This is a genomic window from Microbispora rosea (assembly GCF_044460045.1).
GTDB lineage: Bacteria > Actinomycetota > Actinomycetes > Streptosporangiales > Streptosporangiaceae > Microbispora > Microbispora rosea.
This window is the reverse complement of record NZ_JBITJO010000001.1, coordinates 1,346,846-1,363,184: the sequence shown is the minus strand read 5'-3', so window position 1 is coordinate 1,363,184 and position 16,339 is coordinate 1,346,846. Positions and strand designations below refer to the sequence as shown.

General features: G+C 64.8%; 20 protein-coding genes and 1 tRNA gene. 4 read left to right on the top strand and 17 right to left on the bottom strand.

All coding sequences use genetic code 11. The annotated features are described in order from the left end of the window. Positions 1-63: 63 nt before the first annotated feature. The 10 genes from ACIBK1_RS06695 to ACIBK1_RS06650 all read right to left on the bottom strand — a co-directional run bounded on the left by ACIBK1_RS06695 (position 64) and on the right by ACIBK1_RS06650 (position 7,140). Positions 64-1,260: a tyrosine-type recombinase/integrase gene (locus ACIBK1_RS06695; RefSeq protein ID WP_396733167.1), complete on the bottom strand. Its 1,197-nt coding sequence runs from the start codon at positions 1,258-1,260 to the stop codon at positions 64-66. Further along, a complete protein-coding gene (locus ACIBK1_RS06690; RefSeq protein ID WP_396732865.1) occupies positions 1,260-1,517 on the bottom strand; it encodes an excisionase family DNA-binding protein in 258 nt (85 codons plus the stop codon). Before ACIBK1_RS06690 ends, ACIBK1_RS06695 begins: the two co-directional genes overlap by 1 nt. Beyond that, a complete protein-coding gene (locus tag ACIBK1_RS06685; protein WP_396732862.1) occupies positions 1,514-3,130 on the bottom strand; it encodes a replication initiator in 1,617 nt (538 codons plus the stop codon). Before ACIBK1_RS06685 ends, ACIBK1_RS06690 begins: the two co-directional genes overlap by 4 nt. Continuing rightward, complete coding sequence (locus ACIBK1_RS06680) at positions 3,127-3,309, bottom strand: hypothetical protein (protein ID WP_182907538.1); 183 nt, start codon at positions 3,307-3,309, stop codon at positions 3,127-3,129. The genes ACIBK1_RS06685 and ACIBK1_RS06680 overlap by 4 nt, the downstream gene beginning before the upstream one ends. Then, positions 3,306-4,727, bottom strand: coding sequence for an FtsK/SpoIIIE domain-containing protein (locus ACIBK1_RS06675; RefSeq protein ID WP_396732859.1), 1,422 nt, complete (start codon positions 4,725-4,727; stop codon positions 3,306-3,308). Before ACIBK1_RS06675 ends, ACIBK1_RS06680 begins: the two co-directional genes overlap by 4 nt. An 86-nt stretch (positions 4,728-4,813) precedes the next feature. Continuing rightward, on the bottom strand, positions 4,814-5,128 hold the full coding sequence (locus tag ACIBK1_RS06670) for a hypothetical protein (RefSeq protein ID WP_396732856.1): 315 nt from the start codon (positions 5,126-5,128) through the stop codon (positions 4,814-4,816). Further along, positions 5,125-5,541, bottom strand: a complete 417-nt coding sequence (locus tag ACIBK1_RS06665) for a plasmid replication, integration and excision activator (protein WP_396732853.1) — start codon at positions 5,539-5,541, stop codon at positions 5,125-5,127. Before ACIBK1_RS06665 ends, ACIBK1_RS06670 begins: the two co-directional genes overlap by 4 nt. Positions 5,542-5,662: 121 nt before the next feature. Next, positions 5,663-6,394 carry a GntR family transcriptional regulator gene (locus ACIBK1_RS06660; RefSeq protein ID WP_396732850.1) on the bottom strand — a complete coding sequence of 244 codons (732 nt, stop codon included), beginning with the start codon at positions 6,392-6,394 and terminating at the stop codon, positions 5,663-5,665. A gap of 114 nt (positions 6,395-6,508) precedes the next feature. Next, positions 6,509-6,802 carry a hypothetical protein gene (locus tag ACIBK1_RS06655; protein WP_396732847.1) on the bottom strand — a complete coding sequence of 98 codons (294 nt, stop codon included), beginning with the start codon at positions 6,800-6,802 and terminating at the stop codon, positions 6,509-6,511. Next, complete coding sequence (locus ACIBK1_RS06650) at positions 6,799-7,140, bottom strand: hypothetical protein (protein WP_396732844.1); 342 nt, start codon at positions 7,138-7,140, stop codon at positions 6,799-6,801. The genes ACIBK1_RS06655 and ACIBK1_RS06650 overlap by 4 nt, the downstream gene beginning before the upstream one ends. Before the next feature lie 334 nt (positions 7,141-7,474). On the opposite strand from ACIBK1_RS06650, the gene ACIBK1_RS06645 reads away from it, so the two are divergent. Beyond that, positions 7,475-8,935 (top strand): helix-turn-helix domain-containing protein, encoded by a 1,461-nt coding sequence (locus ACIBK1_RS06645; RefSeq protein ID WP_396732841.1) that lies wholly within the window; start codon positions 7,475-7,477, stop codon positions 8,933-8,935. Here the strand turns inward: ACIBK1_RS06645 and cutA are convergent. Then, entirely contained in the window at positions 8,901-9,242 is a 342-nt protein-coding gene (cutA, locus tag ACIBK1_RS06640) for a divalent-cation tolerance protein CutA (protein WP_396732838.1), read from the bottom strand. The genes ACIBK1_RS06645 and cutA overlap by 35 nt on opposite strands. Beyond that, positions 9,230-10,912, bottom strand: a complete 1,683-nt coding sequence (locus ACIBK1_RS06635; RefSeq protein ID WP_396732835.1) for a class I SAM-dependent DNA methyltransferase — start codon at positions 10,910-10,912, stop codon at positions 9,230-9,232. The genes cutA and ACIBK1_RS06635 overlap by 13 nt, the downstream gene beginning before the upstream one ends. 174 nt (positions 10,913-11,086) lie before the next feature. Between ACIBK1_RS06635 and ACIBK1_RS06630 the strand changes: the two genes are divergently transcribed. Beyond that, positions 11,087-11,797 carry a PaeR7I family type II restriction endonuclease gene (locus ACIBK1_RS06630; RefSeq protein ID WP_328708493.1) on the top strand — a complete coding sequence of 237 codons (711 nt, stop codon included), beginning with the start codon at positions 11,087-11,089 and terminating at the stop codon, positions 11,795-11,797. 39 nt (positions 11,798-11,836) lie between these two features. On the opposite strand, the gene ACIBK1_RS06625 is transcribed toward ACIBK1_RS06630, so the two are convergent. The 5 genes from ACIBK1_RS06625 to ACIBK1_RS06605 form a co-directional block, all read right to left on the bottom strand. Further along, positions 11,837-12,331, bottom strand: coding sequence for a hypothetical protein (locus ACIBK1_RS06625; RefSeq protein WP_328708494.1), 495 nt, complete (start codon positions 12,329-12,331; stop codon positions 11,837-11,839). Then, complete coding sequence (locus ACIBK1_RS06620; RefSeq protein WP_396733164.1) at positions 12,328-12,798, bottom strand: helix-turn-helix domain-containing protein; 471 nt, start codon at positions 12,796-12,798, stop codon at positions 12,328-12,330. The genes ACIBK1_RS06625 and ACIBK1_RS06620 overlap by 4 nt, the downstream gene beginning before the upstream one ends. A 112-nt stretch (positions 12,799-12,910) precedes the next feature. After that, positions 12,911-13,333, bottom strand: a complete 423-nt coding sequence (locus ACIBK1_RS06615) for a type II toxin-antitoxin system RelE/ParE family toxin (protein ID WP_328708495.1) — start codon at positions 13,331-13,333, stop codon at positions 12,911-12,913. Between the two features lie 746 nt (positions 13,334-14,079). After that, entirely contained in the window at positions 14,080-14,490 is a 411-nt protein-coding gene (locus ACIBK1_RS06610; protein ID WP_328708496.1) for a DUF4259 domain-containing protein, read from the bottom strand. A 468-nt stretch (positions 14,491-14,958) separates the two neighbouring features. Then, a tRNA-Tyr gene (locus ACIBK1_RS06605) sits at positions 14,959-15,043 on the bottom strand. A gap of 148 nt (positions 15,044-15,191) precedes the next feature. Here ACIBK1_RS06605 and ACIBK1_RS06600 point away from each other — a divergent pair. Both ACIBK1_RS06600 and ACIBK1_RS06595 read left to right on the top strand, forming a co-directional pair. Further along, positions 15,192-15,674 (top strand): GNAT family N-acetyltransferase, encoded by a 483-nt coding sequence (locus ACIBK1_RS06600; RefSeq protein ID WP_396732829.1) that lies wholly within the window; start codon positions 15,192-15,194, stop codon positions 15,672-15,674. A gap of 54 nt (positions 15,675-15,728) precedes the next feature. Beyond that, positions 15,729-16,220 carry a YajQ family cyclic di-GMP-binding protein gene (locus tag ACIBK1_RS06595; RefSeq protein ID WP_030510067.1) on the top strand — a complete coding sequence of 164 codons (492 nt, stop codon included), beginning with the start codon at positions 15,729-15,731 and terminating at the stop codon, positions 16,218-16,220. The last annotated feature ends 119 nt before the right edge of the window (positions 16,221-16,339 follow it).

Genomic DNA, 16,339 nt, shown 5'->3' with positions numbered 1-16,339 from the left:
CCAGGGTTCGAACCTGGGTAGGCTGAGCCGACGGTTTTACAGATGCCGGGAAGTTGTTGATCGTCAACCGTTTCCGTTGCTGGTCAGCGGCCTATTGGACGGCCAGGAGAACCGGCGCCGCGCCTCTCGTGCCCCCTGTGTGCCCTGCGGTTCTGCGGACCGCTCCCCGTGCCCCGCCTGTGCGTCGAGGGCTTCGGCGACCTCCTTGTCACGTCCTTCCACGGCCCGCGCGTAGTGCCGAGTGGTCACACTCGCGTTGGAGTGCCCGAGCCGACGAGCCGCCGCCATGACGCCGTGCCGATCGGCTACCCACGTGGCATGCGTCGCGCGGAGATCATGGGGAGTTACGTCTTTGAGCTTCGCATCCTCGACCGCAGGGTCGAAGTGCCAACGCCTCCACGCGTTGTAGTGAAGGGGCTTGCCCGTCCGTCCGGTGAACAAGAGCGCGTCGGGGTCGTCGGGCAGCGTGGAGAGACGAGCCTTCAGGTTGGTCACGACGAAGGCGGGCAGAACGATCTCTCTCTTCTGGTGAGACTTGGGCGTGTCGAAGACGTGCTTGCCGGCGATCTCCGCCAGGGACTCGGCGACGAGGAGACGACCATTGTCGAGGTCGACGTGACGACGCCGGAGCGCGAACGCTTCACCGATACGCAGGCCGCCGTAGGCGAGGAGCTGCACGATCAGGTCATGCGGTGACCGCATGGCCGCGATCAGGGCCTTTACCTCACCCTCCGTCAGGATGTGCGGCTCAGTCTCGGGCATCCTGGGCAGCCGCACGCCCCGGCACGGCGACGTCTTGATCATCTCGTTGTGCACGGCAGCCGCCATGATCTGAGACATCAGGCGGTACGCCTGACGGACGCGCGAGGCGCTGAGCCCGCGCTTGGTCATGCTGGCGACCCATTCGCTGATCGTGATCGGGCGGACGTGGCCGACCTCCAGCTTGCCGAACCGCGGCTCTATGAGCGTCCGGAGAAGCGAGGCGTACGACGCTCTCGTCTTGGGCTTCAACGTCGGGCTGACAGAGGTCAGCCAACGCTCGCCCCACTCCTTAACGGTGATCTTCGCCTGATCCGGGCTGATCCACTCGCCGCGAGCTACCTCGGCCTCTTTGAGCCGTAGCCACCGGTTCGCGTCCTTCTCCTTGGCGAAGGTGTGAGGGGCTGTATGCCGCTGTCCGTCCGGTCCCCAGTAGCGCACTTGCCACCGGCCCGAGGGCAGTTGCCGTGCGTTGCCGAAAGCGCGTTCCCGCTTCGCCATCACGCGGCCCTCCCGCCCTCGTAGCCGTCGAGCGTGATAGCTGGCACGACTCCGGCCGCGATAAAGGCGTCAAGCGCCGCTTCGGGGATACGCACGTTCCGGCCGACGTGGACGAAGGTGATACGCCGTTCCTCGATCAGTCGTCGGGGGAAGCGCTCGGAGGTGTTGAGGCGTTCCGCTACCTCCTTCACCGTGAGCAACCGCCCCTTCAGGAGCTCTTGAAGGGACGGGAGCTCCTGTCCGGCCTTCCTGGTCACGCTGCCCTCCCTTCAGTTGCCGAAAAATCTTGGCCGTCGCCGAGCGCTTGGAGCTGGTTCATGTGGTTGCGCCAGCGCTGCCGTTCATGAACCGACCGCAGGAGGCGCACGCCGATCGGGGCCAGGTCGGGATCACCGGGCTTGACCGGCCGCCAGACGTAGCGGTGGGGGTCGACCGGTTCGTCTTCGATGCCGAGGGCTTCCAGGACCCAGGTGCGCCGGTCCTGCTTGTGCTCGGTCAGGGTCTTGTTGGACCACTTCCGCGACACGAGCACGCGCCGCCCCGCGTAGCCGAGGTGATCGGGCTTGTGCGCCTTACCCCTGCACCGCCCCGGAGCCATCCCCCGCTTGGCGCCCTTGGGCTGCACCCCGTACCGCAGCCAGTTCGGGCACGTCGGCGAGCACGGCTCGAACCGCAGCGCCTCAAGCAGCCGCTCCGCATGCGCCTTCCGGCGTGGGTCGTCGGTGCCGAGGGCGTCGCCTAGGCTCTTTGTCAGGTACTTCGAGAGGTACTGGATGAGCTGGTCAGCATCGGGGGTTCCGGCGAGCACACCCTTGATGTCGGCCTGATCGCCGAAGCGCAGCACGTGCAGGGGTTCGGCGTCCTCGTCGGCGTCGAGAGCGTCGAGAGCCTGTTCCCAGGTGGGTAGCACTTCCCCGGTGGTCGGGTCGAGGTAGCCGGCCCCGTCCTCCCACACCGGCAGGTGGTCACCCTCGAACCGGACCGTGTCCGTCGCAGGCCACCACACCTGGTGATACGTGGCGGCGATGATCTGCCGCAGCTCCGCACGCGGGAGGGTGCCGCGGATCGCCATGTGCAGGTGCGGGGCGAGCCGCTTCTGCGGCTCGACGGTGGCGAAGTACTGCACGTCATATCCGGCGACCCGGCGGAGGTTCTGCACGAAGCGGTCCACGAGCTTGGAGAAGTGAAGGGCGTCGCGGGCCGCCCGGCCGTAGTCATACTGGTCCGGGTCGAGGGGCGCGCCCTCCAGCACCCGCCCATACGACGGGAGCGTGAGTGTGACGAACATGGAGGGCCGGTAGGTCTTGCCGTCCGAGCCGGTGAAGGTCCGCCCGAGCGTGGTCTTGGTCATCTGCCGCTTGGGCAGGTCCGGGGCGTCCTGTCGCCGCTTGGTCGAGCGCGTGCGCTTGCCGGAGGTGCGGCCGAGGACGTTGCCGCGCATGCCCGCCCGGTTGATCTCCTCGTCCAGGTCCTCGATTGCGGCGTCCAGGTCGGTGGTGTCGCCGCCGGCCTTTTCGACCTCGTCCCGCCATGCCTGGGCGTCGGCCCGCAGTTCGACGAGGTGCCGCTGATAGTCGTCGGGGTTGTCGGGGAGGTTGATCGGTTCGTGGTCGAGGTGCCAGCCCTCCCGGCACTGCGCCCGCCGGAGTTGCCGGTTGCGCTTGGCGCACGGCGGGCACTTGCTCTCCAAGGTCGCCCCACAGGGGACGTCGATGACCTCGACCTGACCGGTGCGGATGTCCTGCCGGCGAAGCGGAACCGGGCGGATGCACACGCCGTACTGCTTGGCGATCTCTTCCACGACCTCACGGGCCAGCGGTTGAGCCATCCGGACGGCACGAGGGGTGGAGCGGTCGTGCGGGTTGGTCACCAGTCACCCCCGCACCCGTCGAGGGCGTCGACCAGGTCGAGGCCATCAACGATGACGGTGGCTTTCTCGCCGCACTCGTGGCACTCGACGATGCCGCGCACCGGGTCGAGCCACAGCACGTCCAGGGCGCCGCAGCCCGAGCAGCGCAGGCCGTCGAGGATGTGAGCCAGGCGCATCATCGGCCCTCCCCCGCGAACTCGGCGACCATCGCGGAGATGTCGGCGTCGGAGACGTAGGCCGCGCGCACCCGCACCGGATCGGGGGAGGTCTCCAATCGGACGTAGCCGACGCCCGCGCCCAGCTCCGGGACCGGTGAGATGTGATCGGCCAGGGCTCCCCGGTCGCGTGCGCCGTCGCCGAGGACCATGTCCACCTGTTCGGACTCATCGAGCCGGAGTGCGATTTTGTCGGGGAACAGGTTGCGGATGTTCATGACCTCCTTGCGCGGGTCCTGGAGCGCGGCCATGACCCCGACGCCCACCGCCCGGCCCTGCGTGGTCAGGGTCGCCAGGGCCGCCGTGATGCGCTGACGGAGTTGCTTGTCGGGCTGGTAGGCGGTCAGGAACGCCACCTCGTCCACGAGGACCAGGACGAACGGGTCCGCCACGGTCGGTGTGTGCGAGCGCTGGAGGCCGGCGAACCGGTCGGCCCGCTCCTGCATCACGCACACGGCCTCGTCGAGCAGATCGGCGCACTCCTTCGGATCGGCCGCGTACCGGGAGCCGAACAGCGCACGGCCGAAGGACAGCTCCATCCGCTTCGGATCGAGCGCCCACACCTGCACCAGGCCCGCCCGCATCGCCGGGAGGAGGCCGCGGATTGTCGACCACAGGTAGGAGCCCTTACCGGCCCCGGTCGCGCCCGCGATGAGGACGTGCGTGCCGTGGACCTTGAGCCGAAGCGGTGAGCCGTCCTCGCACCGGCCGACCTCCACCGGCCCCACCGAGGCAACCTCAGGGATAGGCACGGCGGGCAGCGGCTCGGCGAGGGGGTCGCGCCGGGGGAAGGTGAGCACGAGCCGCCCGGCCCGCGCGACGGCCACCCGGCAGGAGGGTGCGCCGAAGCCGTGGGCCAGGTGCTCGATGCGGTCGGCCCAGTCGGTGACGGCCTGGCCGTGGAGCATCTTCACGCTGACGCGGTCGGCCCAGCCGTCACACTCCACCCGCACCAGGCGAGGCAGGTAGTCACGGCCCCGGATGTGCCGCCCGAGGCCAGAGACGACCATGACCGGTTGCCAGTGCCGCCGGTAGACGGCGACGAGCCGCCACCAGGCGAGCAGGGGCCAGCCGACCAGGCGCAGGAACGAGGCCCGATCCAGCAGCGCCCACGACAGTCCGGCCGAGGGCAGGAATCCGGCCATCACCAGGGCCAGGCGCCAGCCGTACAGGGTCCAGATCACCCCGAGACCGACCGGGACGGCCACGGCGACCGGATGCCGCACGACGAGACGGACCAGGCCCGCAACCAGCCGCGACAGCCAGATCGCCAGGGTGACGATGGCGGGGGTCTGCATGACGGCCGGGCGGAAGACCACGGCCGTGTCCGGGGTGGTGGAGACGAGGTTGCGTGCCTCGTCGCCGGGAAGTTTCTTGAACATTAGGCTTGGTGTCCTCTCAGGCATTGGCGTGTATGAGAGATCCCGGGGGCCGCTGGAATGCCAGTTCCAGCGGCCCCGTCCTTGTGTCAGGCCGCCGGACCGGTGGCCTGAGCGTGTTCGGTGTGGTCGGCGTGCAGGCGCTCGCAGTCGGCCAGGTACCTTGCGGCGGCGTTGAAGATCTGCCGGGCGATGTCCAGGTCTTCGGCGGTAACCGGCCCGGCCGCCCCAGTGGCCGAGACCGTCACGTCCGCCTCGCCGGACTCCAGGACCAGGTACGGCCGCCCCGACTCCAGCACTCGCGCGCTGACCGCGGTGATCGAGCCGTAGAACGAGACGCCGATGCGGGGACGCTCACCGGGATCAACCGACATCGACAGGTGCGTGTACGGCCGCCAGTTCACGCCGCCACCTCCTTGCCGTTGCTGGCCGCCTTGGCGTGAGCGCGAGGAGCGCGCATCTCCCGTGCCCTGATGGAGTAGGCGAGCCGTCCTGACCCGTTGACGTACGGGGTCACGGTGAGCCCGTCGAACTCGACCGGGGTGAACGGCAGGCCCGCAACCGGGGCCGGGGGCACCGGCTGAACCGGAGCGAGGATCTTGACGGCCACGGTCTTCTGCGCCGCCTTCAGCGACGGGTCAGCGTCCATCACGGGGATCTGCCAGACGAGTTCGCCCGTCTGCTTGTCCCGCGCCTGGACGAAGCGGCCGTTGCTCGACGCCTCGAAGTCCTTGACCGGCTCGACCTCGCCCACGGCGTAGCAGCCGTAGGGGAAGATCTGGCCGAAGCTGATCGGAATGGGTCCCTGTAGAGCCATGATTACCGCCCTCCCTTCTTGTACTGTCAGCCACCTTGACTGACCAAGTTGTGTCTCCATTAAGCACTGAACCCACTTGGCTAGTCAAGCAGTCCAAGTGGGTTCAGGCGGGAAAGTTGGATTACCTAATCGGGTAGGCGTCCTCAAGTTCGTGACGATCGCCGGGAAGGACCGTCTCCACGACGGCCCACGGCTTGCCGGTCGCATCGCAGGCGACGGCATAGACAGCCAGCAGCGCGGCCGAGGTCTTGACGCCGAGAAGGTCGCGCTCTTCCTGAGTGGGGTTGCGTGCGGTCACATGCTCGACGATGTGGTCCAGCTCGACACCGGCCGCGGCTTCGACGTAGCGCCGTACACCCTGCTTGAGATCTTCGGGCTCTGTCAGCGGGCTACCTTCGGCCACGTCCGCCGGCACCCAGGTGGAGGAGATCTCAGATGCTTCGTCGTCGCGGGTGACGAGGGTCTTGCGGAGGACGACCGGCGACTTGGGCGTGATGTCGAGGTAGGCCGCAATGCGGTTGGGGGCCGGCACCGGCCCGGCCGACAGCAGCGAGCTTCCGACCTGGGTCTCTTTGCGGTCGAGCAGTTCCCGGCCCGTGCGGACCTGCCGTCCGGAGGCGATGGCGGGACGGCCGCGTACGAATCGGCCCTTGCCCTGATGGGTGACGATCCACCCCTGATCTCGGAGCACGCCCAGCGCCTTGACCACCGTGGGCCGCGCCATGCCGAATTCGGCCATGAGTTGGTGTTCGCTCGGCAGCGGTGAGCCGGGCGGATATGCGCCTGATTCGATGCGCCGTTCAAGCTCGGCGATCAGTTGGGCGTACTTGGGAGGAGTGTATTCAAATGACATCAGAGCCCCGCATTCAACATGCCTGTCTAGCCAAGCAGGCTAGCAGTGCAGGTGTGTCGTGCGAAGGCCCATTGCCGACAGGAGCCCGTAACCCAAGGGCAGCCGACCGCAGCCCTAACGGACCTCGCCCGTCAGCAGGTCGAACCAGGTCGCCCAGCCCTGCCGGACCGACCACCGGTGCGTCTCGGCGATCTCGGGTTCTTCGTCCTTCTGGACGGTACGGCGGATGTAGGCCAGCCCGCCGGACTGGCACAGTTCGTAGAACCTGGCCTGACAGTCGCAGGTCCAGGCCAGGATCAGGACCCGCTGCGCAGGTGTGGGCTTCCACCACTCCAGCTTGCGGAAGTATCCCCGGCGGATGGGGACGTGTGCGCTGTGCAGGCGGTCCGGCTCGTCGAGGTCGTTCACGAGGCATCTCCCGCCAGGTATGGCGGACGGGGGTACTGCTGGCGCAGTTGCCCGTACCGGTGAGCCACCCGCCGAGCAGCGGTGACGACGTCAGAGGCCGGGCCGAAGGCGTAGACGGGACGCCCGCTGGTCGAGGTACGGCCCGAGCGCCAGCGGAACCAGCGGCCATCGGTCCACACGACCAGTTCGACCCAGACCGACACCAGCGCCAGCCCGTACCCCTCATGGACGTCGGCGGCCACGCCGTACTGCTCCAGCTCCAGGCGCAGCCGCTCGGCGCACTGGGCAGCGGTAACGGCCAGGGGGCGACGGCCCGCCACGAGCCGATCGGCGCTCATGACGCCACCGCCCTACGGCCCGAGCCCGAGCACTCGAAACACTCGACCGTGGACAGCTCCACGATCACGCCGTTAAGCCGGTACTCGGCATCCGCCGACGCCCGCCGAACGAGCCGCCAGCCCTTCCCCCGGCAGGCCCCGCACCTCTCCGTCTCCGTAACCATGGGGCAAGGGTCGTAATTGCAGGTCGCTCAACCCATCCCGCGCCGATATTCCGGCCGGGCATGCCGATATCCCTTGACGGGTTAACCCCAACCCGGAAGCTTGGAAATACAGGCAGTCAAGCAGACGCAAGGGGAAGCGCCTTATGCCCGCAGAAGCGGCGGAACCGGTCATGATCCCGCCCGACCTCTGGCAGCGCCCCGAAATGCTCGACGCCCTGAAGAAACGGAACATCGGGCAGGTTTTCCGGCTTATCAGGCAATACGCGGGCGTGAGTCAGACTCGCATCGGCATTGCCGTGAACCTCAGCCAGGGCAAGGTCAGCGAGATCATGCGCGGAAGCGCGCAGGTCACCGCACTTGATGTGTTCGAGCGCATCGCCGATGGACTGCGCATGCCCGACCCGGCCCGGCTCGCTCTCGGACTCGCCCCCCGCTCGTCCGGCCGATCCCAGATCATCGACGCTGCCTCATCCCGTCGCGCTATCCCTTCTCGGGATGGGATGCCAGCGAGTCAGCTCCTTAGCGTCGAAGGCGTGGTGATTGGCCCGCGTCCAACTGACGACCTGTGGGATGTCGACCTTCTGACGCTGGCCTGGGTAGTGGGAAGGCTGGATGCCCGGATGGACCGACGAACGATGCTGCTCCTCGCGGCCGGAATGACCGCCGAAACCGCGGCCTCTATCGCGGACCCCTGGGAGCGCCTTTCCCGTGCGCTGAGGGGGCCGCAGGTGCTCGACGACGACACGATTGAACGGCTCGAAGCGCGCACCATCGGCTTCCACCGGCTCGAATACGTCATGCCCGCCCGAGCCATCTACCAAGGGCTCACGACGCACATTAACGAGCTGAGCACCCTGCTTCAGAGCGGCCCGCCCGAGCGCTACCGGCGCCGCTTGGCGGCAACAGCCGGCGAAGCCGCAACGCTGGCGTCCTGGATTGCCTGGGACCTCAAGCAGCCCGCGCAGTCGGCCTCATTCGAGCGCGTCGCCGCCCTGGCCGCCGAGGAGAGCGGGCACCGCGTCATCCAGGCATGTACGTACGCCTACCGGTCGTACGCCACGACCGGCCCCGAGGCCGTCGAGCACATCCGACGCGCCCAGCAGTTCCTCCCGGCCGAAGGAGACGACGCGACCCGCGCATGGTTGCTCGCCCGCGAAGCCGAAGAGCTGGCCTCACTCGGCGACGGCCAGGCCGTCGAGCTGTTGCAGCGAGCCGAGGAAGCCCACACCCGAGCCCGGCCCCACCGAGAGCGCGCATGGACCCGCTTCCTCGACGCCGGACGCATGGCCGCCTTCCAGCTCTCGACCTACGTACGGCTCGGCCACGAGCAGCACGTGACAGAGGCCGGCCAAGCCGCCCTTGCCGCTCTCGGCCAAGACGAGGACCAAAAGCGCGTGTCCGTCGTCTACGCCGACATCGCACAGGCACAGCTCCAAATCGGCGACGTGAGCGAGGGAGTCGCCTACGCCCGCCGCGCCCTCGAAGCAGCCCAGCGCACCGAATCCACCTGGGGCATGCAACACCTCGCCAAGGTCGAGAAGGCCCTTGCCGCCCGGCCAGACCATGCCGCCCGTGAACTACTCGGCGACATCCGCGCTACTCGCCGCGCTCTGGGACCGTCTCCCGCCTGATCCACTCCAGGTAATCCGGCGTCCCCTGCACGATCGGCACCGCGACGATCTCAGGCACCTCGTACGAGTGCAACTCACGCACGCAGGCCGCAAGGTCCTCGAAGCGATCAGCGGTCGTCTTTATGAGCAACAACCACTCCTCCGCCTGCTGAACCTCACCGGCCCACCAGTAGGTAGAGGAGATTGGCGCGACTACTTGAGCGCACGCCGCCAGACGTCGAGCGACGATCTCTGAACAGATCCGGTCAGCCTCGCCCCGACTGCTTGCAGTGACATGTACCTCGATCGCGGACGCTACTCCGGCCATTCCGCCACTCCGTAGACCTCAAGGGCCGCAGCCGTAGCCATCTTGACATCACGCTTCACGAAGGCATCAGCCAATCTCCTAGCATGGTCCGGCCTGATCGCCTCCGGCAGCGGTACTGGGATACGGCGAAGGTACTGTGCCTGAAACCGCAGCGTCTTCCCTCGCATCTTTACTGCATACGCATCTACGAAGGCTTCAGCAACCTTAGAAAGCAAAAGGCCGCCAAGCACCTTCAAATCCCATACTTCTGATGTGACGAAGTACAGATTGTGATGCGGGTAATGGCCGCCCTCATCTAGAACGGGATGGCTGATGAGCTTCATATCCGGGAATAGAAGTTTCGGACGATCTACGAGCCCGCGCTCCACCTTATCAATGGTCTTATACCACTTGTCTGGATTCTTCTTAGCTACGTAACGCCCACGCAGAGCAGCAGCGTTTCTTGCGAGATAGCTGCGCAGCTTGGGGAAATCATCGAGGTCTACGAGGTTGCCCTGATCATTCCAGGGATTGACGAGGTAGTGCCCCGACCACTCCAAGTATCCGGTTGTCGTGTCCCGAACCATCGCCAGGGGTAGCAAGCGCTCCTTCTCGACCGCGTCTCGCTCTTTCGTGATGAAAACCTTGTCGGCTCCAGTTGCAATGCCGATGCCTACTCGTACGCCCGAGGCCGAGTCTCCGAGTGCCGTGAAGCGCTTAGCGAGGTCTTCCAGTACAGCCAGCCGAGCAGGTGACCCTGTTGGCCAGAGATCGTCACCCGAGAACCAGTGCGGCAACCTTGCCGCCTCGTATGAAACACCTCGCGTTGTTTCGTCGCTGGCTTGCCCAATCCAGGTCATGACCTCGCCGGCGGCAGTCTCACCGAAGTCTCGCGTTGTGTCAGCAACGATCGCGGACCTTTGCCGGCCGCGACGAAGCACAGTCACTGCGGGATAGGCGGCAACTTGCTCTTCAAATGCATCGACATCATGCATAGTGATGCAAGCATCTAGAGCGTATTCGCTCGTTACTAGACGGCGTAGCTCTCTGCCATATTGGTTGCGCATCCAACGGTCAGCGCAGATGAAACCAAGTCGCCCACCGTCTCGCAGAGATCGAAGCCCGGCTTCGAAGAATCCGATGTAGATATCGGCGCGCCCAACCATGGTGGGGCATAGAGCGCGATACAGATTTGTGCGACTTTCAGGCACGTCTTCTAGCCGAATGTATGGCGGGTTACCTACTACGAAGTCCACACTCTTTTTAGCTCGACCCTCTAGTAAGTAGTCGCCACGACGCACCCAAGCGCGGGCGATTGTTAGAGCGTGGTCGTCGCTCCATCCTTCATGAACCAGCACGCGCCGAACTAGTGCGCGAGCTTTCTCGACGTTCCTAGGCAAGAGGTCGAACGCCGTGACGGCGGCTACTGCATCGAGAACTGGCCTCTCGTGTTTCCTACAGGACTCGCTTACGCGTCGCGCCACGGCCTCAAGGAATGCCCCAGCTCCACAGGCAGGCTCGACCAGTCGCATTGCCGCCAAGTCTCTGTCCGACCGGTAGTCGACAAGGTCAAGAATCATCTCGACCACCCACCTACGCGTGAAGACCTCGCCGTGCTCCACTGCTTCATCTGGGATCTCTGCCAGGATGGCCGGCGACACGACATTTAGATCAAGAGCGAGGGGTTCCACGCTGCCACCTTACGAGGATCTAGTGATCGACAGTTGCACCCGCCCTGCCGAGTGTCCAGCATGGCGAGCAGGGTCGGTCGCGTCCAGAGTTGGACCCTGGCTTGATCGACCGGCGCCGCTGTAGCCTTGATCGTCATCGGCCCTATCCCCACTGGGCCGAGAGGAGCAAGAGGCGTGCGCAAAGAAGACGTTCAGCAAGCAGTCGAAGCGTTCTGGAACACGCGAGGAGCCCAGGCCGCCGCACTCGAAGACCAAGGCAGAGCCGGCGGAGCCGCCCGCGCCAACGGGCACATGAGCAGCATCACCAGGCTGGTTGCGCAAGAGTTCTTAGATGCAGGTATCGCAGATCACTGCATCATCGAGCGGCAACCGTACTTGCCCGGCTACTACCGGGTGCGAAAGCAGTGGGATTTGGTCGTCATCTGCGACGGAATCTTGGTGGCAGCCATCGAGTTCAAGTCTCAAGTCGGCAGCGTAGGCAAGAACATTAACAACAGATTTGAGGAAGCTCTAGGCACAGCTACAGATACACATGCGGCACAAACTAAGAACGCAGCGTATGGCGAGGTCCCGCCGTGGCTAGGGTACGTCTTCGTTCTGGAGGAGACAAGCGAAACTGAGCAAGAAAACCGGTCCGTCAACGCGCTCTTTCCGACAGATCCGACATTCAAGGGCATGTCATACAATCAACGCTACCAGGAGATGGTTAAGCGTTTTATCGGAGACGGGGTCTATCAAGCAGGATGGTTCATCGCATCCAAGCGCACCGATGAGGGAATTGAGTACATCGAACCCCTAGCCACCGCCACCGCCGAAGCTTTTGCCGCCCAAATCAGAGGTCGCGTCGCTTATGTGGATGCTGTCCGCAATGCGGGTCACACATAGGTACGAGCGATCAGACCGCGCAGCTAAGCCTGAATCGGACTAGCCAACCAAGATCTCACGTACTTTTAGCACACCGATGGTAAGCGGAGGCAATGCCATGCGCCCAGTTATGTCGTATATATACTCGCGCGCGAATGGATAAAGGGCAATCTGCCCCGTGCTTTCTGCGTAGGCCTCAAGTTCGGAGGGACTAGGAGGGTCCTCTTTCCGATCAAGGTGCAGCATAAAAAGACCCGCGAGTTCAAACTCGATATTCGCGATAGCAGTATCGTTAGTTTCAAAAGGATCGCTAATTCCCGGTCGCTGCTCAGCGACAAGCAGCTGATACGCGGCCCTCACCACAAAAGAGCTACTGCCTTCTTCATACTCAACTACAGGCTTGAGGTCGAGGTTGTAGGCAAGTGGCGCATTAAGTCCCGGTAGGCGGACAATCTCCACCTTCGCGTTCAATAGACGAACGTCACTTATCTCAGCACGTGCAGATATACGGGCGGCCCTTCGCTGCGCATCTGCCATATCAGCAAGCTCGCTCATGCCGACGCTACCCAATCATCTCCAGAGGAGCTAGCCTCCCAAGCGCTAGCAAGGTCCCCTTTGCGGATAGAGACCACTTTAGCCTGCGTACTTCTCGTACCTCTATATGCCAAGGTGCTTGTCGATATCCAATCAGTTTCTGCCGTAATTATCACGACAAGCTTTATCCGTGCGCCTACTGCTCTCGCATACCTTTGAAGTGTTGACAGACGCGGATCGCTACCCTCGGTCTCGAATCCGGAGACTGTAGGCTGTCGCACTTGCATTCGCAGAGCTACCGTCTTTTGCGACAAACCCATCCGCCGTCGCAGCTTTACCAACTTATCGATGATGCCGTGGCGCTCCTCGGCATCTTCGTATGCAGCCCGAAAAACCGGGTTCTGCTTAGCACACTCGAGATAAGAACCGAACTCATCCTCAAAGTGATCTGGACCAGCTCCAGGCACGCCGTTCCCATGGATGCTCATCATCGGCTCCCACTCCAAGATCCCCTGCGCCTCGCCCACCCTAGGCATAGGTTCAAACCGATACTACCCCCAACCTGGCAGCTTAAGACAACCAGATGTTGAATGTTGAGACTCAGGTGGCCGGCTCCTTACCGAAGACTTCTCGCCAGCGTGCAGCTCTGGCCTTGGCCCTGTCCAGATCCGCCTTCGGCGTCTTGGCCTGGTTCTTGTAGAAGGCGGTTAACGCTACGCAGTGGGGTCCCCACAGCATGAACAGGACACGGTAGTGGTTGTTGAGGTGCCGGTGTCGCAGCTCGAAGATCCCGTCTCCGAGGGAGTCCACGTCCTTGAACCGCGACTCCCCCTTGAGATAACGGTCAACCCGTTTCGCCAACCCCGCCTGCCCCTCTGCAGGAAGATCTTCGAACTCATCCCTGGCACGGGGCCGCCCTCCCCGATCGCTGCGAAACCAGATCCACTTGCGCGCGGCCGGGGACGATGCGTCTCCCGTCGAACGCGCAGGCTCGCCGCTCCGCTTTCCCCCTCGGCCGCCCATCTACCTTCTCCATCGGCGCCTACTGTGAAAAACCGGGACCCCTCATACGAGGAGTCCCGGTCAAGCGATCATCAGCGACCGCTCTTGTTCTTCGTCGGATCGACGTTCACCCAAGTCTGGCCAGGCTTCGGCGTGGGCGGGAGACGGTGCCCCTTCGGGACCGTCACCTCGATCCCACCGCCCTTCGGGCGGTACTGCCCCGACGTGGGAGCCGGCTGTCCCGGCTTGCCCGTCTTCTTAGACATCGCCATCACCTCCATCCTGAGCCTGAGCGACCGATGGCAGGCGGCAAGGTGCGGCAGCCGCCGACCCCGCCTGTAAGGTGCTTCTGCATTCGCCATATGCGAGAAGACCCCGTTCGGGCGCTGACCCCCCGACGGGGTCTTCTGGGCTCGAGAACCAGCATACCGCCTCCCATATAGGTCGCAACCTATCAGGCAGCACACCGTGATCACTCGATTGCGATCATACGTTCGGAAAAGTGCGGTGATTTTCCAATCATCACCCTGAAGGCGTGGGTCTTGCCGAATTGGCCTCTTAAGGATCAAGGCGGCGGCGCGACGCGCCGCCGCACAGCGGCCCATCGCCCGCCCGCCGTCCGGGCGTGCGGCCTGGGGGCCGGTCCCGGCCGGCAGCGGCTCGGGCCGCCCGCCGTGCGCACACCCCGCCGTACCAAAGCATCTCGCCGACGTGAGCGTCACACCGCCGCATGGGCAACAGCATCCCGTTATTGCCCGCGCTCGCTCCTACGTCGAAAGAATGCGCAGGTAGGGCTCGAGCTCAGCCTGCGCCTTGTCGATCCCGTTCGAGAGTGTCCACAAGTGGTACCACTCGTTGTCCTCGGGCATCAGTGCGCGCCGCACCGTACGCTCAGCCTGATGTCTCAACTCTTCCGAGACCTCAAACCGTATCGGTTCAAGGTCTTCATCAAGCTCCAGCGGATACCCTCGTTGAGCGGCAAGACGGTAAGCCACCAGCGCTACCCCGGCCAGAGCTTGTTCGGTCTCCCAGCTATCAAGACCGCCTTCGACACCGATCACGCACGCAAACTTGGACCCCAGCAGATCGGGCAGGTCCTCCGGCCGGGCCTCTCCTAATTCATCAAGCAGATCACCCGCCGCATCGTTGTCCAGCGGGCCAGTGCCCCATGCCCCCATGACCGCCCTCGTCCCCTGTCTGCCGTCCTGATTCGATCAGTATGCCTCCGGCGGGGGCCTCGGCTCCGGGATGATCGCCCGCGCTGCGGCCGAGTCCGTAGCTGGCTGAGGTGGAAGCCTGATCATCCCGCCCGCCACGACCCAGGCAAGCCCAGCAGACCGGCTCCTACGGCCCAAGCCCGTCTGTGACCCCTGACGTCCAATTGCCGAGGAACGGCGACCGGCTGACGTACACGCGAAGACGGGCTTGCCCCTCCGTCCCCGGCCCGCTGCCGCTCCGCGGTGGGTCGAGGCAGACGGGATGATCAGGGAGGCGAGGCGTGCGCGTCCGCGCAGGAGCACCCCGATCGCGTGCCCCGAGCGTGCCCTAAGCCAGGGTCAGACACGGGGAATCAGGGGTACTCACGGATCAAGAAACGAAGAAGCCCCCGACCGGCATTTCTACTGGTCAGGGGCCACTTTTCCTGCTGGTGGCAGGTCCAGGGTTCGAACCTGGGTAGGCTGAGCCGACGGTTTTACAGACCGCTCCCTTTGGCCACTCGGGCAACCTGCCTTGTCTTCCGCTCGCCGCGGCGACAGGTAGAAGAATAGCGGACTTCCCGGGTGCACGTGACATGGGTTCCGGCTCGCCCCTCGCGTGGCGGGCGGGGGTCCCGGAAACCCGGAAGCGGGCGCGGCGGTCCACCGGTCATAGTGGAACGGTGATCAGACAGGCCGAGTCGGCGGATCTCGCGGCGCTGGCGGAGATCGAGAGAGCGGCGGACGGGATGTTCGTACCGCTCGGCATCGTCTTCCCGCCGGGCACCACGGTCGTCGAAGAGTGCGTCGATCCCAGGCGTGTCATCGTGGCCGGTCGGCCGCCGGTGGGGTTCGCCCTGCTCGGGGTGGTCGACGGCCTGACCCACCTCGACCAGATCGCCGTACATCCCGATCACGGCAACCAGGGGATCGGAACGCGGCTCCTCGATGCCGTCTGCGCGGCGGCCGGAACGTTCGCGGATACCGCCGCGGTGACGCTGACGACCTTCCGGGACGTGCCGTGGAACGCCCCCTGGTACGCCCGGCGCGGCTTCCGCGTCGTACAACCCCACGAGTGGGGGCCGGAGCTCACCGCGCTGATCGAGCATGAGCGGGCCCTCGGCATAGAGGTGTCGCCCCGCGTCGTCATGAGGAAAGACCTCTGATCACATCGGGGCCCACTAATCTCGAAGGGCAACGGAGAGAGGACACGGACACCGATGGCCGACAGCAGTTTCGACGTGGTGAGCAAGATCGACCACCAGGAGGTCGACAACGCCCTGAACCAGACGGTCAAGGAGGTCGGGCACCGCTTCGACTTCAAGGGCACGGGCGCGAGCATCTCCTGGTCGGGGCAGAAGGACATCGAGATCAAGGCGAACAGCGAGGAGCGGGCCAACGCGGTTCTCGACGTCTTCAAGGAGAAGATCGTCAAGCGCAACCTGTCCCTCAAGATCCTTGACGCGGGCGAGCCGAAGCTGTCCGGCAAGGAGTATCGCCTGATGGTGTCCCTCAAGGAGGGCATCGACCAGGAGAACGCCAAGAAGATCTCCAAGCTCATCCGGGACGAGGGCCCCAAGGGCGTGAAGGCGCAGATCCAGGGCGAGGAGCTCCGGGTCAGCTCCAAGAAGAAAGACGACCTCCAGCAGGTCATCTCCCTGCTCAAGGGCAAGGACCTCGACATCGCCCTCCAGTTCGTCAACTACCGGTGAGACGCGTCACAGCACGACACTGACGGAAAGGCCCTGACCTGCGGGTTCAGGGCCTTCGTCGTTTCCGGGCATCCCCGCGCCACGACTATTTGGTTGCCCGAAGCAACGATCACTATATG

Coding starts and splice junctions, on each gene's coding strand:
- ACIBK1_RS06610 (WP_328708496.1), bottom strand. CDS start 14,490: ATGGGGGCATGGGGCACTGGCCCGCTGGACAACGATGCGGCGGGTGAT.
- ACIBK1_RS06660 (WP_396732850.1), bottom strand. CDS start 6,394: ATGTCATTTGAATACACTCCTCCCAAGTACGCCCAACTGATCGCCGAG.
- ACIBK1_RS06625 (WP_328708494.1), bottom strand. CDS start 12,331: ATGAGCGAGCTTGCTGATATGGCAGATGCGCAGCGAAGGGCCGCCCGT.
- ACIBK1_RS06675 (WP_396732859.1), bottom strand. CDS start 4,727: ATGTTCAAGAAACTTCCCGGCGACGAGGCACGCAACCTCGTCTCCACC.
- cutA (WP_396732838.1), bottom strand. CDS start 9,242: ATGGCCGGAGTAGCGTCCGCGATCGAGGTACATGTCACTGCAAGCAGT.
- ACIBK1_RS06645 (WP_396732841.1), top strand. CDS start 7,475: ATGATCCCGCCCGACCTCTGGCAGCGCCCCGAAATGCTCGACGCCCTG.
- ACIBK1_RS06665 (WP_396732853.1), bottom strand. CDS start 5,541: ATGGCTCTACAGGGACCCATTCCGATCAGCTTCGGCCAGATCTTCCCC.
- ACIBK1_RS06615 (WP_328708495.1), bottom strand. CDS start 13,333: ATGGGCGGCCGAGGGGGAAAGCGGAGCGGCGAGCCTGCGCGTTCGACG.
- ACIBK1_RS06695 (WP_396733167.1), bottom strand. CDS start 1,260: ATGGCGAAGCGGGAACGCGCTTTCGGCAACGCACGGCAACTGCCCTCG.
- ACIBK1_RS06620 (WP_396733164.1), bottom strand. CDS start 12,798: ATGAGCATCCATGGGAACGGCGTGCCTGGAGCTGGTCCAGATCACTTT.
- ACIBK1_RS06595 (WP_030510067.1), top strand. CDS start 15,729: ATGGCCGACAGCAGTTTCGACGTGGTGAGCAAGATCGACCACCAGGAG.
- ACIBK1_RS06650 (WP_396732844.1), bottom strand. CDS start 7,140: ATGAGCGCCGATCGGCTCGTGGCGGGCCGTCGCCCCCTGGCCGTTACC.
- ACIBK1_RS06680 (WP_182907538.1), bottom strand. CDS start 3,309: ATGATGCGCCTGGCTCACATCCTCGACGGCCTGCGCTGCTCGGGCTGC.